The organism is Rossellomorea sp. y25, from assembly GCF_038049935.1.
GTDB lineage: Bacteria > Bacillota > Bacilli > Bacillales > Bacillaceae_B > Rossellomorea.
This window is the reverse complement of record NZ_CP145886.1, coordinates 1,372,501-1,387,793: the sequence shown is the minus strand read 5'-3', so window position 1 is coordinate 1,387,793 and position 15,293 is coordinate 1,372,501. Positions and strand designations below refer to the sequence as shown.

9 protein-coding genes, 16 tRNA genes and 2 rRNA genes (1 of these 27 running past the window's edge) are annotated in these 15,293 nt (G+C 45.0%); all 27 read right to left on the bottom strand.

Going from position 1 to position 15,293, the window contains the following annotated elements; all coding sequences use genetic code 11:
• Nucleotides 1–296 precede the first annotated feature (296 nt).
• Entirely contained in the window at nt 297–1,265 is a 969-nt protein-coding gene (locus tag AAEM60_RS06890) for a sugar phosphate isomerase/epimerase (protein WP_299739738.1), read from the bottom strand.
• A 12-nt stretch (nt 1,266–1,277) separates the two neighbouring features.
• A complete protein-coding gene (locus AAEM60_RS06885) occupies nt 1,278–2,318 on the bottom strand; it encodes a Gfo/Idh/MocA family oxidoreductase (RefSeq protein ID WP_299739736.1) in 1,041 nt (346 codons plus the stop codon).
• Between the two features lie 17 nt (nt 2,319–2,335).
• Entirely contained in the window at nt 2,336–3,361 is a 1,026-nt protein-coding gene (locus AAEM60_RS06880; protein WP_341357709.1) for a Gfo/Idh/MocA family oxidoreductase, read from the bottom strand.
• A gap of 21 nt (nt 3,362–3,382) precedes the next feature.
• Nucleotides 3,383–4,108 (bottom strand): ThuA domain-containing protein, encoded by a 726-nt coding sequence (locus AAEM60_RS06875; RefSeq protein ID WP_299739732.1) that lies wholly within the window; start codon nt 4,106–4,108, stop codon nt 3,383–3,385.
• Nucleotides 4,109–4,123: 15 nt separating this feature from the next.
• Nucleotides 4,124–5,698, bottom strand: a complete 1,575-nt coding sequence (locus tag AAEM60_RS06870; RefSeq protein WP_299739730.1) for a response regulator — start codon at nt 5,696–5,698, stop codon at nt 4,124–4,126.
• On the bottom strand, nt 5,679–7,490 hold the full coding sequence (locus AAEM60_RS06865; RefSeq protein WP_299739728.1) for a sensor histidine kinase: 1,812 nt from the start codon (nt 7,488–7,490) through the stop codon (nt 5,679–5,681). Before AAEM60_RS06865 ends, AAEM60_RS06870 begins: the two co-directional genes overlap by 20 nt.
• Before the next feature lie 141 nt (nt 7,491–7,631).
• The gene (locus tag AAEM60_RS06860; RefSeq protein ID WP_299739726.1) at nt 7,632–8,909 is read right to left on the bottom strand and encodes an ABC transporter substrate-binding protein; all 1,278 of its coding nucleotides are present in this window, start codon (nt 8,907–8,909) and stop codon (nt 7,632–7,634) included.
• An 82-nt stretch (nt 8,910–8,991) separates the two neighbouring features.
• Nucleotides 8,992–9,819, bottom strand: a complete 828-nt coding sequence (locus tag AAEM60_RS06855) for a carbohydrate ABC transporter permease (protein WP_299739724.1) — start codon at nt 9,817–9,819, stop codon at nt 8,992–8,994.
• Nucleotides 9,819–10,760: a sugar ABC transporter permease gene (locus AAEM60_RS06850; protein ID WP_341357708.1), complete on the bottom strand. Its 942-nt coding sequence runs from the start codon at nt 10,758–10,760 to the stop codon at nt 9,819–9,821. Before AAEM60_RS06850 ends, AAEM60_RS06855 begins: the two co-directional genes overlap by 1 nt.
• A 674-nt stretch (nt 10,761–11,434) precedes the next feature.
• Nucleotides 11,435–11,508: transfer RNA gene (locus AAEM60_RS06845), tRNA-Gly, on the bottom strand.
• A gap of 3 nt (nt 11,509–11,511) precedes the next feature.
• Nucleotides 11,512–11,595 (bottom strand) — tRNA-Leu (locus tag AAEM60_RS06840).
• Nucleotides 11,596–11,603: 8 nt separating this feature from the next.
• Nucleotides 11,604–11,677 (bottom strand) — tRNA-Cys (locus AAEM60_RS06835).
• A 7-nt stretch (nt 11,678–11,684) separates the two neighbouring features.
• Nucleotides 11,685–11,759, bottom strand: a tRNA-Gly gene (locus AAEM60_RS06830).
• A 4-nt stretch (nt 11,760–11,763) separates the two neighbouring features.
• Nucleotides 11,764–11,835 (bottom strand) — tRNA-Gln (locus tag AAEM60_RS06825).
• A 39-nt stretch (nt 11,836–11,874) separates the two neighbouring features.
• A tRNA-His gene (locus AAEM60_RS06820) sits at nt 11,875–11,950 on the bottom strand.
• Nucleotides 11,951–11,961: 11 nt separating this feature from the next.
• A tRNA-Trp gene (locus AAEM60_RS06815) sits at nt 11,962–12,035 on the bottom strand.
• An 80-nt stretch (nt 12,036–12,115) separates the two neighbouring features.
• Nucleotides 12,116–12,199 (bottom strand) — tRNA-Tyr (locus tag AAEM60_RS06810).
• 19 nt (nt 12,200–12,218) lie between these two features.
• Nucleotides 12,219–12,294, bottom strand: a tRNA-Thr gene (locus tag AAEM60_RS06805).
• A gap of 13 nt (nt 12,295–12,307) precedes the next feature.
• Nucleotides 12,308–12,383 (bottom strand) — tRNA-Phe (locus AAEM60_RS06800).
• Nucleotides 12,384–12,400: 17 nt separating this feature from the next.
• Nucleotides 12,401–12,477: transfer RNA gene (locus tag AAEM60_RS06795), tRNA-Asp, on the bottom strand.
• Between the two features lie 134 nt (nt 12,478–12,611).
• Nucleotides 12,612–12,685 (bottom strand) — tRNA-Met (locus tag AAEM60_RS06790).
• Nucleotides 12,686–12,760: 75 nt separating this feature from the next.
• Nucleotides 12,761–12,836, bottom strand: a tRNA-Val gene (locus tag AAEM60_RS06785).
• Between the two features lie 40 nt (nt 12,837–12,876).
• A tRNA-Glu gene (locus tag AAEM60_RS06780) sits at nt 12,877–12,951 on the bottom strand.
• 19 nt (nt 12,952–12,970) lie between these two features.
• A tRNA-Ser gene (locus AAEM60_RS06775) sits at nt 12,971–13,062 on the bottom strand.
• 6 nt (nt 13,063–13,068) lie between these two features.
• A tRNA-Asn gene (locus AAEM60_RS06770) sits at nt 13,069–13,143 on the bottom strand.
• A 7-nt stretch (nt 13,144–13,150) separates the two neighbouring features.
• A 5S ribosomal RNA gene (gene rrf, locus AAEM60_RS06765) occupies nt 13,151–13,267 on the bottom strand.
• A gap of 298 nt (nt 13,268–13,565) precedes the next feature.
• A 23S ribosomal RNA gene (locus AAEM60_RS06760) occupies nt 13,566–15,293 on the bottom strand (it continues 1,207 nt past the right edge of the window).

Here is a 15,293-nt window from a genome sequence, read left to right as displayed (position 1 = left end):
ATTGAGAATCTTGTACGAGAACCATAGCCATTTCCAAGAAATCTCAGCCTCTAAAGCATACGAATGGCTTATTCCTTAGATGAAAGGGAATATCCAACCCGCTTTCGGCTGTGGCCGGAGTCAATCCGGCCGAAATTCACGATAATCCGGCCATTTCTTGTGAAAATCCAGCCATTTTGGCAAATAATCCAGCCGTTTTATATTAAATGTAAATTAAACACTACTAATTTGAGACTAACACATCACGCAACTACTCCACAAAAAAAGAGAGCCCAATGGACTCCCTTCTTACCAACCTACACCCACCACATATCCGACGGCTGTTCTTCGATCAGTATCGACTTCAGATTCTTCACGGCACGCCCGAAGCCTTCTTCAATCGACATGATCGGATCCTCATGCTCGATGCTTACCACATAATCATATCCGAATGTGCGCAGTGCACTCATCATATCAGACCACTCCTGCAAGGAATGTCCACAGCCCACTGAACGGAAGGACCACGCTCTTGTTTGGATGCTTCCGTAAGGCTGCATATCCGTCAGACCGTACATGTTGACGTTGTCTTGGTCGATATACGTATCTTTCGCATGGAAATGGTGAATCGCATTTTCTTTACCCAGGATTTTGATCGCGGCAACCGGATCGATTCCTTGCCACCACAGATGACTCGGATCAAGGTTTGCACCGATTGCGTCACATGTTTCTTCACGGAGCTTCAATAACGTATATGGAGTGTGTACAAGGAAACCTCCATGCAGCTCGAGACCGATCTTCACATTATGATCCTGAGCGAGCCTGCCCATCTCTTTCCAGTAAGGAATCAACTTTTCTTCCCATTGCCATTTGAGAATATCCCCATATTCATTCGGCCAAGGGGATACTGGCCAGTTCGGATGCTTTGCTCCTTCATGGTCGCCCGCTGTTCCAGAAAAACAGTTCACAACCGGTACATTCATCAAGCTTGCGAGCTTTATTGTTTTCTGAAGTGCTACATGGGATTCTTCCGCAAACGCTGCATCAGGCGAGATCGGATTTCCGTGACAGCTGAAGGCACTGATTTCCAAGCCTCTTGACGTTACTTTCTCTACGTATTCGTTTCTCTTCTCTTCGCTTTCTAAAAGAGCGTCCAGGTCACAGTGAGCATTTCCGGGATAACCTCCCGTGCCGATTTCCACTGCGTGTAGCCCGGCTCCTTTTACATAATCAAGCATTTCATCAAGATTCTTTTGTGAAAATAATACAGTAAATACGCCTAGTTTCATTTGTGCTTCCTCCTATTTCAATCGGATGCTCTGTCCGGTTTCACTGCTTTTATAAATGGCATCAATTATTTGAGACACTTGCATGGCTTCCTGGGGCTTCACAACCAGCTCCTCTAAACCGAGACAGCTGTTGATAAAGTTCCGGGCTTGTGGAAGACTTGGATCATCTTCACCGGGAACCCAATCCGCTTCACTATTCAGAAGCATGCCGTGTTTCATTTGGTTCATTTGGAACGGGAATAGATCGATCCCCCCCGTTTCCCCTGATATGCTCATGCTTTCTTCATCACCCTTGACATTTGCAGACCATGACGTTTCGAAGAGCATGGATGCACCGTTATCGAACTTGATATAAGCCGTCACATGGTCATCGACTTCAAATTTCTCTTTATCAAAATCTCCCCACTGATTCACTTGATCTGGCATTCTACTAAGCTTGTTGTAGGTCGTCCCGGTTACTTCAACAGGCGCCGGGTTCCCAAGGAGCCATAGGGATAGATCCAGGAAGTGACATCCGTAGTCGATCAGGCTGCCGCCTCCTTGAAGTTCCTTGTTGGTAAACACTCCCCAGCCAGGAACTTTGCGGCGGCGGATCGCCCTTGCCCTGGCCACCATTGGTTCACCGATTTCATCTTCCAGGATGACACGCTTTGCCGCACGTGAATCCTTCATGAAACGATAATGATAGGCGATAGCCAGAACCTTCCCTGACTGTTCCGCAGCTTCGATCATCAATTCACATTCTTCAGGAGTCATGGCCATCGGTTTCTCACAAAACACATGGATCCCGGCTTTGAGCGCTGCAATCGTGATTTCCGCATGAAATTTATTTGGAGTACAGATCGTCACAGCATCCACATGTCCGAACATGTCCCGATAGTCACTGAACACGTTCGGAATGCTAAAGGTTTCTGCCACGGTTTGAGCAGTGACAGGATTGATATCACTGATCGCTTCAATGGATACAGAATCTGATAGTTTCATAAAAGTAGGGATGTGGCGCGTTTGGGCAATGCCCCCTACGCCGATCACTCCCATCCGAAGTTTAGTCATTGCTGCATTCACCTCTATTACAATTTTACGATCCGTTTTGTTTCACTTGATTCCAGGGCAGATAAAACCACTTCTAACGATTTCTTTCCTTCTTCACCTGGAACAGGAGGCTCTGCATCATGAAGGATGCTGTCGACAAATTGATCGATTACACGGGAATTCGTCTGGCCGCCCTCGTCATTTGTCTGAATGCCGCCAAGCTCATACTTCACTACTTCTCCGCTTAAGTATTGAACGATAAGGGAGTTGACCGGATCATCCTCTAAACGCAGGATGGCCTTCTCTCCATAAATGATCGTAGAGTTGTCTTCTTTCGAAACATAAGACCAGCTTGCTGCAAGGGTACCGATTGTACCGCTTTCGGTTTTCAATACACAGACAGCCGTATCATCCACATCTGCATTTTCCTTTGCACTTGTTTCAACAAAGGCACCGACTTCGGCAAATTCTTCCCCTAAGATGTACCGAAGGAGATCGGTTTTGTGTACCCCAAGGTCACCCATGGCACCGATGAATGCTTCATTCTTTTTAAAGAACCAGCTGTCTTTCCCGTCAGCACTCCACCCTTCAGGTCCACCGTGACCAAATGCAGAACGGAAACTGTAGATTTTACCTACTTCACCACTTTCAATCAGCTGCTTCGCTTTTTGGTGAGAAGGGACAAAACGCTGGTTATGAGCGATCATCAATTTTTTACCGTTTTTACTAGCTGCATCGATCATTCTTTGAGCTTCTTCACTTGAAGTGGCCATCGGCTTTTCACATAATACATGTTTTCCGGCGTTTAGGGCATCGATGGAAATCGGTGCATGCAGGTAGTTCGGTGTACACACACTCACGGCTTCCACTTCAGCGTTCGCCAGTAGTTCTTTATAATTGGTATACGCTTTCGCTCCGACTGCATCGGCTATTTTCCATGCCCGTTCTTCCACGATGTCACACACCGCTACCACTTCAACGTTTTCATTGTTTGCATATTCCGGCAAATGACGATGCTGTGCGATGCTTCCACACCCGATAACCCCGATTTTTAATTTACTCATGATTTTTCCTCCTCTTGTTCTTTAGTTAGATCCTTTGATTTCTTCTAACGGCTGTGCGTTTCCGTATACCGGTCTTGCATGATCTACAGGGGATGCCCATTTCACTGCATTGACGATGACCTTCTGAACGTCTTCATTGTAATAGGTTGGATACGTTTCATGTCCTGGACGGAAGTAGAATACTTTTCCGTTGCCACGCTGATACGTACACCCGCTTCTAAACACTTCCCCACCTTCGAACCAGCTCACCATCACAAGCTGATCAGGAGTCGGAATGTCAAAATGCTCTCCATACATTTCTTCCTTCTCAAGCTCGATGTATTCCCTTAAGCCTGCTGTAATCGGATGACTTGGATCGACTATCCAGATGCGTTCTTTCTCATCAGCTTCACGCCATTTCAGGTCACAGGAAGTACCCATCAATGTTTTGAAGATTTTAGAGAAATGACCTGAATGAAGGACGATCAATCCCATTCCATCAAGGACACGCTGTTTCACTCTTTCAACTACTTCATCAGTGACTTCATCATGGGCGATATGTCCCCACCACAGCAATACGTCTGTACTATCCAGCACATCTTCCGTCAATCCATGCTCACTTTCGTCTAATGTAGCCGTTTTCACATTGAATGATGCTTCTCCCAGGAAGGAGGCAATGGCACCATGAATTCCTTCAGGGTACACCTCTCTCACTTTCGGATTCTTCTGCTCATGACGATTTTCATTCCATACAGTAACGTTTAACATTGTAAAACCTCCAAGTTATGTGTTTGATTGTAAGTGCCGATATTCATTTGGTGTCATACCGACGTGCTTTTTAAATACTTTGCTGAAATATTTTTCATTCCCATACCCTACACCATAGGCGACTTCATATATCTTCAAATATGGATTTTCAAGCAGTTTCCTTGCCTTTTCCATCCGAATATTCGTGATGTAATCCGTGATGGTAGATCCATGATCCTGTTTGAACTTACGTGAAATGTATTCCCTGCTTAGGTAAAAGCGATCGGCAATGTCCTGAAGATTGATATCCTCTTGATAATGCTGCTGAAGGTATTCTTCAATGTGCTGCATATTGTTCTTTTCCCGTTGGTACTTTACCTTTGAAAGGGTTTGAATTAATTCTCTGAACTCTTTCGCCTTTTCCTCTTTAAATTTCCTGAACGAAAACGAGCCGTCTTCATTCCAATAATCAAGGCCCCGATAGAGTGGTTCTGGATGCTGAATCTCATACTCTTTCAACCAATTATTCCGTAATAACTCAAATTGATTTTCCCAAACCTGGAGCTGCTCAAGTGAGAGTGCATGCCCTGTTTTCAACTGTGCAAATATCCCGTCCAACTGGGACTGAACCTGCTCCCGGCTCCCTGAACGGATTGCCCATTTCAATTCATTTGAGTGATCCAACAAATGCAGCAGGGGCTGTCTTTTCACATCTTTATGGGTGACGATTTTCTTTTGATCAAGCAGAGAATGCTTAAGATAAACCTGTAAAGCAGATTCATACGCTTCGTTTATTTTCTTAGACTTCTGTCCAATTGCAATGATCGTAAAGAGTTTACTATATTGATAGATCAATGAGTAGATTTCCTCTAACAGATACGTCACATTTTTATCATTCCAGAAGAGAATCACAAGCTCTTCTTCTTTGTTCCCATTCCGGAAGCAAACTCCATCATTTTGCTTTCGCAGCAATTCATTGCAAATGTTGATAAGTGTAAAGAAGGCAAGGTCGCGGTCTCCTTGAAAGGACTTCATCACAATCGGTTTTATGGGGATGAGGGCAACGGTCTTTGCAAGCTTTGTAATGGTAATCCCAAACTCCTGATCAACCTTTTCTACCATCTCTGTGGTAATGTTCTCCTTCGCACAGAGACTTGAAAACAACCGATCCCAATAGAGGGGCTTTGCCTCATTCATCACTCGATTTTCCTCGACCTGGGATTTTCTTGATCGAGCCTGCTCATTCCACTCTTTTACCGCTTTATCCAGTGTTTCATTTAACACATCCGGTTCAATCGGCTTCAGAATATAATCAAAGCTTTTGTAGAAGATCGCGTTTCTCATATACTCGAAATCATCATACCCGCTTACAACGATGGTTTTGCTTTTAAGGTCAGAGGCATGAAGCCATTTTAAAAGGTTAATGCCATCCCGCTTCGGCATCCTCATATCAGTGAAAATGATTTCCGGCCGGTGCTCTCTGATCATTTCGATGGCTTGGTCTCCATCTTCCGCCTCCAGAATGGTGTGGATCCCATGCTTGTCCCATTCCGCTAATAAAAGTAACCCCTCACGCACATGCTTTTCGTCGTCAATGATGATTGCCTTCATTTGCTTCACCTTCCATTCTTATTGGCAGCCTCATAGTGACCATAAAGCCTCCCTCAACATGATTTTCAAGCTGTAAAGTGGCCAGGTGATCATAGTAGAGCTTTAATCGAACATATACATTCTTCAGTCCGATATTGGTCTCATCCCCCGTTTTATTCCATGCTTCTGCTTTAAAATGATCCCCTATTTCCCGAAGTCTGCTTTCCGTTACGCCAACACCATTATCACGGACAATCATCACCAATTCTTTCTCATCCTGAAAGCAAGATAACCATATTCGCCCTACCCCGTCCCGGATATCGAATCCGTGTTTGAAGTAGTTTTCAATGAGAGGCTGCAGGAGCATCTTCGGTACCGGGGTCTCCATTACCTCTTCTTCTACCTCTACACTGTAATCCAGATTCTCACCGAAACGTTCTTTTTGTAAAAGAAGATAGGCGTTCGTGTAATTGATTTCCTTGCTTAATGGAACCACATCCTCCTCCATATTCATCCCGTACCTCATTATTTTGGAAAGGTGGGTGATCAGGGAGTAGATTTGCGGAACCTTGTTCTTCAAAGCAATCGTTCCAATGGATTGCAGGGCATTATAGAGAAAATGCGGATTGATTTGAGACTGGAGGACCTTTAATTGATTCGTCTTGTTTTCGAGCTCCAGTTTGTACTCACGGTTGATCAGATGATTGATCCGCTCGATCATCTGCTGAAACCGGTAGCCGAGGATCCCGATTTCATCGGAACCGAACGATTCGGACTGTACCTTCATATTCCCTTTTTCAACCTGTTGGATATGTTGAAGCAGAATCCGTATGGGTGACGTAATTTTGAAAGAAACAAATAGGGTCGCGAGCACCACAAGTGATAGCCCAAGAACTCCAAACAGAATATTAATCTTCGCGACACTAAATGCGCTTTCATAAAGATTCACGTAAGGAACCCGTTTCACTAACAACCAACCGCCGGCCGAAGCAGGGAGCTGGTCGTACATCATCACCCCGTTGAAGGAGTCCTCCTTCCACTCGAGTGTCCCTGATACATCTTTTGATTCCATTATTCTCTTAATCCACTTCTGGTTGTTGCCATCATCCGATACATCCCGGTCCGAGCTATAAATCATTTCCCCTTCCGAAGAAAGAAGATAGAATTCTTCTGACTTAGCGTTATAGAGGTTTCTACTCAAATCGATGATCTTGTCAGGTGAAACCTCCAATGAGATATAAGCAAGCACCTCATCACCGGGAACGTTTCGGAATGCCCGGTGAATCGTGACAATATCCTTCGACCGGTTGATATTCTTTTCTTCCTGACTATGGGTTGGTTCAATATACATGTTATAAGGGCTGCGCTCTGCATTTCTGAAGGATTCCCATTGCGAATCCCTTACCTTATTAGAAAAAACAACTGTAGAGCGCTTTGTTGCCGAAATGACGCGGTCACCATCGGCGAAGGAAATACGTACCCCGTTAATTGTATCACCCGTGTAGAGAATCGTTTGCACAACATTCTTTACAATGCCAATCGTCAAGTAATTATTCTCTTGACTTGGTGATCTCATGAAGTTAATAAAATCAGGATTATTATAGAGTGATAGAGTTAACCCGTTGAGCTCATTAATATAGCTCTCCAGATTCACCTTTCCCTGATAAAGAAGATTGCTGCTCTCCTCCACCACCTGCTCCTCTATGGAGTCCTTCGTATAAAAATATGTAATAATAATAGAACTGCCAAACGGCACAATCGTCGTAATCATCAACAACACAATCAACTTATTCCGAATGCTGGTCTTTAACATGAGGGACGGACCTCCCAGGTCTCACTTATACACTAGTATAAAGTGTTTTTCCCTGCTCTTGGAAGTGTTTTTTCGAAATATTCCTATTAAACTTATAAAATAGAAAGCATGCCCAGTAGACATGCTTTCTATTTTTTCAATTTACTTCAAGTTATCCCATGTTTGCTGGAATCGCTCAAGTACAGTGTCGTAATCAATTTTCCCTGCGGCATACTCCTGGATCGTTGCAGCGAATTCCTTATTCGCTCCATCCGGCCATTTGAACCAAGTCCAAGGAATCGTCTTCTCTTCTTTAGAGTAGTCAAGGATGGACTGACCTAAGTCTCCAAGACCATTTGGCTCGATGTTATCGAAGGCCGGGATGAACGCAAACTCTTCCGTGATATAACGCTTACCAGTTTCAGATGAAACCATCCACTCTAAGAATGTTTTCGCTTCTTCAAGATGCTCAGAGTTCTTGTTTAATACCCAGTTATTCGGTACACCTACAGGAAGGCGATCAGCACTATCATCATTGCTGATAGAAATTGGAAGGAATCCCATGTTGATTTCAGGATTGATCTCAGTGATCATGTTCTCAGTCCAGTTTCCTTGTTGCAGCATCGCAGTTTCACCAGAAGCAAATAGCGTTACTTGTGTATTGTAATCCGTCGTTAACGGATTATCATTTGCGTACTTAAGCTCAGCATCTAAAACTTCTTTGAATTGTTTGAACTTTTCGTTGCCTACAATCTTCTCGGAACCATCATAAAGACCGGCGATGAACGCATCCGGATCTTCCTGCTGAGCAAACGGAATGTTAAGTAAATGTTGACCAATTACCCACCACTCGCCATAACCAGCTGAGAAAGGCGTGATTTTCTTCGCTTCAAGCTTCTTCGCAGCGTCTTTTAACTCATCAATCGTTGTAGGCGGCTCAGTGATTCCCGCTTCTTCAAATAAATCTTTATTATATACAAATCCGTAGCCTTCAAGGTTAACCGGCATACCATAAAGCTTGCCATCTTCATCCGTCATCGGCACTTTACCGATCGGAAGAACATGCTCAACCCATGGCTCACCGGAAAGATCTGCTAACTTCTCTTTCCAAAGCTCTAACTCTTTAAAACCACCGTTGTTGAAAATGTCCGGCTCTTCACCAGAAGCAAATTTCGCTTTCAAAGCAGCACCGTAATCGGCACCTCCACCAACTGTTTCAAGCTTAATCTTAATGTTTGGATGCTCAGCTTCGAACTCATTGATCATTTCTTGAAGCTGATCGGCAATTTCAACCTTGAACTGGAAGAAATTAAGGGTAACTACATCGTCACCTGATCCAGACTCTCCACCTGATTTGCTTGTAGTGTCTTTAGAAGAACAGCCAGCAATAATACCAAATACTAAAACCAAAGACATACAAAGTAAAAGTATACGTTTCATAAATGGATTGACCTCCCTGATATAAATTATTTTATATAAATTTCTGTATCAATGATAGACCATCTCGACAGAAACTTTATATCTACTTAATTGACCCTGAAGCAATACCTTTGATGATATGCTTCTGTAAAAATAAGAAGAAAATGATGATCGGTGTAATGCCAAGCACCAATGCTGCAAGACCCATATCCCATTGCTTCGTATACTGAGCGAAGAATGAGCTTGCTGCGAGTGGAATCGTACGCAGTTCCGCATCCTGTAATACAAGAAGGGGAAGAAGATAGTCATTCCAAATCCATAAAGTGTTCAAAATGACCACGGTTACTGTTATCGGCTTAAGTAATGGGAATACAATTCTCCAGAACACACCAAACTGACTGCAGCCATCAATCATCGCGGATTCTTCAATCTCAATCGGAACGGTTTTCACAAATCCATGATATAAGAAAAGAGAAAGTGGCACGCCAAATCCGAAGTACATGATGATCAAACCTGGAATACTATTCGTAAGTCCCAACGTCCCTCCTACCTTCATAAGAGGAATCATCACCGTCTGGAACGGAATGACCATGGCTGAAACAAAGATGACAAATAAAATTTTGCTGAACTTCCCTGGCGTACGTACCATCTTCCACGCCGCCATGGAGCTGATAATCACTAATCCAATGTTACTGAAAACGGTGATGACCAAGGAGTTCCAGAAAGCACGGGGGAAATTGATGATCTCCCACACCTTCGCATAGTTAGAGAAAACAAATTCCTTTGGCCACGCCGCCGCATCGATCAAAATCGCTGCAAACGGCTTCACTGAGTTGATCAGTACGAAGTAGAAAGGAATAAGGAAAATGAGCCCTATGACAATTCCGATAATCTCTAATACAAACGTTCTTTTCGTATAGCGATTGCCCATTACGCCTGAACCTCCTTCTTCTTCGTCACCATCACCTGAACCGTTGTAAACACTGCCACTACCACAAAGAACAGGATCGATTTCGCTGTTCCCAGGCCATAACGGTTATTCTGGAACGCTTCTTGATAAATATTGATCGCCACAGATTGTGTAGAATTGAATGGTCCCCCGCCTGTTAACGAGATGTTCAAATCGAATATCTTAAAGGCCATTGAAATCGTCAAGAAGAAGCAAATTGTGAATGCCGGTAAAATCAACGGAATGATAATCTTCGTCAACAACGTCCAGTTGGATGCTCCATCTATCCTCGCTGCTTCCAAAAGTGAATTATCCACCCCTTGCAATGCCGCAACATAGATGACCATCATATAACCACTGATCTGCCATGCAAACACGATGACAATCCCCCAGAATGCCGTCGTCTCATCACCAAGCCAAGGCATTTTAAAGAATCCGATCCCCGTCATATTCCCGAGTGATGCAAATCCTTTCACAAAGATGAACTGCCAGATGAATCCGAGTAGCAATCCACCAATTACGTTGGGAATAAAAAACACTGTCCGCAAAATGTTTCGCGTCTTCAATGCTGCATTCAGTAAAAGTGCAAACCCGAAACCTATTAAATTACTAATAATCACAGCCGCAAACATAAACTTCGTCGTGAACATAAAGGAATTAAAAAATGTCTTATCATCTGTGAAGATCTTTTTGTAGTTATCAAATCCAACCCACTCTACAACTGAGCTGACACCATTCCATGAGGTAAACGAATAATACACCCCCATCAAAAATGGAAGAATCTGAATCACTAAAAAAAATATAAGTGCCGGTCCAACAAAGGCAGCATACGTCAGCAAGCTCTTATACTTGAACTTCTTCTTCGTAACCGCCTTGATTTGCGCATCTGGGCTTACTGGTCCAGTCTGAATCTTGGTTTCCACCCGTATCACCACCCCTAATAATGTAATCGCTTTCTTACATTATAATGGGAGCGCTTTCTTAAATAGGGGGACTCAATTGACAAAGAAGGTGCAAAATTTTGACTAGATGGGTTTGGGATGGGTTGGTGATGGGTAAATGAAAAGGTTGGGTTTCTTTGGCTTGATAAGGTGAACGTAGGGTACAATGCGATTTTGAAAATAAAATGCTGGAATTGAAAATAAATGTGGTGAATTTGAAAATAAAATTGGAAAGTCGATAATAAATGTAGCAAAGTCGATAATAAAATCGAAAGGTCGATAATATATCTGCCAAACTCGATAATAAATCCGAAAAGTCGATAATATATCTGCTAAACTCGATAATAAATTATCAAGTGCCTATAAATCTAGCAGTTATATAGTTATAGAGAGTCGCTTTTTTATGTAAAATTATCATTTTCACTCTAAAATAGTCTTTTTTCAACTCCATTCCTGTACAAAATGCTACTAATACTATCTATAATATTGAAAAACTTCGAATCTCCCCCCTTATCCTACTAAAATAAAGCTGTTACTCATTGATCCACACTAAAATCTACTCATTTATTACATTCTTCCACATTTACCTCCTAAATTTCAGTCTCAGAACAATAAAAAAAGACTTCCTCTAATGAGAAAGTCTATCATATGTAAATTGGAGCGGGTGAAGGGAATCGAACCCTCATCATCAGCTTGGAAGGCTGAGGTTTTACCACTAAACTACACCCGCGAATGGTACCGGTGGCCGGGGTCGAACCGGCACTCCAGAGGAACACGATTTTGAGTCGTGCGCGTCTGCCAATTCCGCCACACCGGCATTACATTTGGAGGCGGCAACCGGATTTGAACCGGTGATCAGGGTTTTGCAGACCCATGCCTTACCACTTGGCTATGCCGCCTTAATATTGGAGCGGAAGACGGGATTCGAACCCGCGACCCCCACCTTGGCAAGGTGGTGTTCTACCACTGAACTACTTCCGCACTACTGGGCTAGCTGGATTCGAACCAACGCATGTCGCAGTCAAAGTGCGATGCCTTACCGCTTGGCTATAGCCCACTGATAGTATATGTCACGGAAATGAAAATGTGACTTTTATGGGGCGACTGATGGGAATCGAACCCACGAATGCCTGAACCACAATCAGGTGCGTTAACCACTTCGCCACAATCGCCATGATAAAATTGGCAGGGGTAGTAGGAATCGAACCCACACCAAAGGTTTTGGAGACCTTCGTTCTACCTTTAAACTATACCCCTATGAAATATAATTGGTTTCCAATGAATCTTCCTGCTATTAGCTGGGGTTCAATACTCCGCTTACGCTAGGAAAAAAATCTTGGTGGAGGGGGGCAGATTCGAACTGCCGAACCCGAAGGAGCGGATTTACAGTCCGCCGCGTTTAGCCACTTCGCTACCCCTCCAAATAGTAAATCACTCGGTTGGTGCCGGCAAGAGGACTTGAACCCCCAACCTACTGATTACAAGTCAGTTGCTCTACCAGTTGAGCTACACCGGCATCAAGTAATAAATGGTGGCTCAGGACGGAATCGAACCGCCGACACATGGATTTTCAGTCCATTGCTCTACCAACTGAGCTACTGAGCCATTATGCAAAATAAATATGGCGGTCCGGACGGGACTCGAACCCGCGACCTCCTGCGTGACAGGCAGGCATTCTAACCAACTGAACTACCGGACCAAAAATTTTCGCGCCTGCAAATTTTTTTACCATGAGTTGCGCCAGCAAAATAACTTTCATTACCTCGCAATAGCGAAAATAACTATCCATGCGTGACTCATTAAGGATTATACTATCCAAAGTCAAAAATGGTATTGCGGGGACAGGATTTGAACCTGCGACCTTCGGGTTATGAGCCCGACGAGCTACCGAACTGCTCCACCCCGCGACGATATGATTTGTTAAGTTAAACTTATAAATTAAGGATGATTATTCAACTCAGCTTATGCTTCGTGAAAAATCATGGTGGAGGATGACGGGATCGAACCGCCGACCCTCTGCTTGTAAGGCAGATGCTCTCCCAGCTGAGCTAATCCTCCATTATATTCATTGTTTTATTTCATTTTTGGAAAAAAGTGTTGGTGACCCATACGGGATTCGAACCCGTGTTACCGCCGTGAAAGGGCGGTGTCTTAACCGCTTGACCAATGGGCCTTAATAAGAAGAAGTGTTATGGCGGAGAGCAAGGGATTTGAACCCTTGAGACAGCGTTAACCGTCTACACGATTTCCAATCGTGCTCCTTCGGCCACTCGGACAGCTCTCCATATAATGGCTCCGCAGGCAAGATTCGAACTTGCGACCGATCGGTTAACAGCCGATAGCTCTACCACTGAGCTACTGCGGAACGATATGCCTGGCGACGTCCTACTCTCACAGGGGGAGATCCCCCAACTACCATCGGCGCTGAAGAGCTTAACTTCCGTGTTCGGCATGGGAACGGGTGTGACCTCTTCGCCATTGTCACCAGACAATTCCTTGTCACTTTTTTAAGGACAAGTATTATTATATCGCGTAGATATATTTTTTCAAGGCTTTTTTTATATTTTCTTATAAAATTTATTCCCTGAAAACTAGATAAAGAATTGATGTCAAGAAAGCCGAATACCGACCAATTGTGCATCTACTTCTTCAAGTAGATACCATTCCAGCTCCGGCGGCTAGAGACTCGAGGTCATTTCAGTTCAATCAGCTGAGGGTAAAAGGCACCCTCTTCTGATTGCCCAAAAATGCTTGTCGTTTCTGGTCAAGCCGCCTCCGCTTTATAGTGTGGTTAAGTCCTCGATCGATTAGTATCAGTCAACTCCACATGTCGCCATGCTTCCATCTCTGACCTATCTACCTAGTCATCTTCTAGGGATCTTACTCACTTACGTGATGGGAAATCTCATCTCGAGGGGGGCTTCATGCTTAGATGCTTTCAGCACTTATCCCTTCCGCACATAGCTACCCAGCGATGCCTTTGGCAAGACAACTGGTACACCAGCGGTGCGTCCATCCCGGTCCTCTCGTACTAAGGACAGCTCCTCTCAAATTTCCTGCGCCCACGACGGATAGGGACCGAACTGTCTCACGACGTTCTGAACCCAGCTCGCGTACCGCTTTAATGGGCGAACAGCCCAACCCTTGGGACCGACTACAGCCCCAGGATGCGATGAGCCGACATCGAGGTGCCAAACCTCCCCGTCGATGTGGACTCTTGGGGGAGATAAGCCTGTTATCCCCGGGGTAGCTTTTATCCGTTGAGCGATGGCCCTTCCATGCGGAACCACCGGATCACTAAGCCCGACTTTCGTCCCTGCTCGACTTGTAGGTCTCGCAGTCAAGCTCCCTTGTGCCTTTACACTCTGCGAATGATTTCCAACCATTCTGAGGGAACCTTTGGGCGCCTCCGTTACTCTTTAGGAGGCGACCGCCCCAGTCAAACTGCCCACCTGACACTGTCTCCCACCCCGATAAGGGGCGCGGGTTAGAATTTCAATACAGCCAGGGTAGTATCCCACCGATGCCTCCACCGAAGCTGGCGCTCCGGCTTCCAAGGCTCCTACCTATCCTGTACAAGCTGTACCAAAATTCAATATCAGGCTACAGTAAAGCTCCACGGGGTCTTTCCGTCCTGTCGCGGGTAACCTGCATCTTCACAGGTACTATAATTTCACCGAGTCTCTCGTTGAGACAGTGCCCAGATCGTTACGCCTTTCGTGCGGGTCGGAACTTACCCGACAAGGAATTTCGCTACCTTAGGACCGTTATAGTTACGGCCGCCGTTTACTGGGGCTTCGATTCGCACCTTCGCTTGCGCTAAGCACTCCTCTTAACCTTCCAGCACCGGGCAGGCGTCAGCCCCTATACTTCGCCTTACGGCTTCGCAGAGACCTGTGTTTTTGCTAAACAGTCGCCTGGGCCTATTCACTGCGGCTCTCTCGGGCTTGCACCCTACCAGAGCACCCCTTCTCCCGAAGTTACGGGGTCATTTTGCCGAGTTCCTTAACGAGAGTTCTCTCGCTCACCTTAGGATTCTCTCCTCGCCTACCTGTGTCGGTTTGCGGTACGGGCACCTTTTTCCTCGCTAGAGGCTTTTCTTGGCAGTGTGGAATCAGGAACTTCGCTACTATAATTCGCTCGCTATCACAGCTCAGCCTTCACGATGATGGGATTTGCCTCATCATCAGCCTAACTGCTTAGACGCACATATCCAGCAGTGCGCTTACCCTATCCTCCTGCGTCCCCCCATTGCTCAAACGGAAAAGAGGTGGTACAGGAATATCAACCTGTTGTCCATCGTCTACGCCTATCGGCCTCGACTTAGGTCCCGACTAACCCTGAGCGGACGAGCCTTCCTCAGGAAACCTTAGGCATTCGGTGGATGGGATTCTCACCCATCTTTCGCTACTCATACCGGCATTCTCACTTCTAAGCACTCCACCAGTCCTTACGGTCTAGCTTCGCAGTCCTTAGAACGCTCTCCTACCACTGACACCTAGAGGTGTCAATCCA

Excerpts from the sequence above, each read along its gene's own strand:
- AAEM60_RS06890 (WP_299739738.1), bottom strand. The coding sequence starts at position 1,265 with ATGAAACTAGGCGTATTTACTGTATTATTTTCACAAAAGAATCTTGAT.
- AAEM60_RS06885 (WP_299739736.1), bottom strand. The coding sequence starts at position 2,318 with ATGACTAAACTTCGGATGGGAGTGATCGGCGTAGGGGGCATTGCCCAA.
- AAEM60_RS06880 (WP_341357709.1), bottom strand. The coding sequence starts at position 3,361 with ATGAGTAAATTAAAAATCGGGGTTATCGGGTGTGGAAGCATCGCACAG.
- AAEM60_RS06875 (WP_299739732.1), bottom strand. The coding sequence starts at position 4,108 with ATGTTAAACGTTACTGTATGGAATGAAAATCGTCATGAGCAGAAGAAT.
- AAEM60_RS06870 (WP_299739730.1), bottom strand. The coding sequence starts at position 5,698 with ATGAAGGCAATCATCATTGACGACGAAAAGCATGTGCGTGAGGGGTTA.
- AAEM60_RS06865 (WP_299739728.1), bottom strand. The coding sequence starts at position 7,490 with ATGTTAAAGACCAGCATTCGGAATAAGTTGATTGTGTTGTTGATGATT.
- AAEM60_RS06860 (WP_299739726.1), bottom strand. The coding sequence starts at position 8,909 with ATGAAACGTATACTTTTACTTTGTATGTCTTTGGTTTTAGTATTTGGT.
- AAEM60_RS06855 (WP_299739724.1), bottom strand. The coding sequence starts at position 9,819 with ATGGGCAATCGCTATACGAAAAGAACGTTTGTATTAGAGATTATCGGA.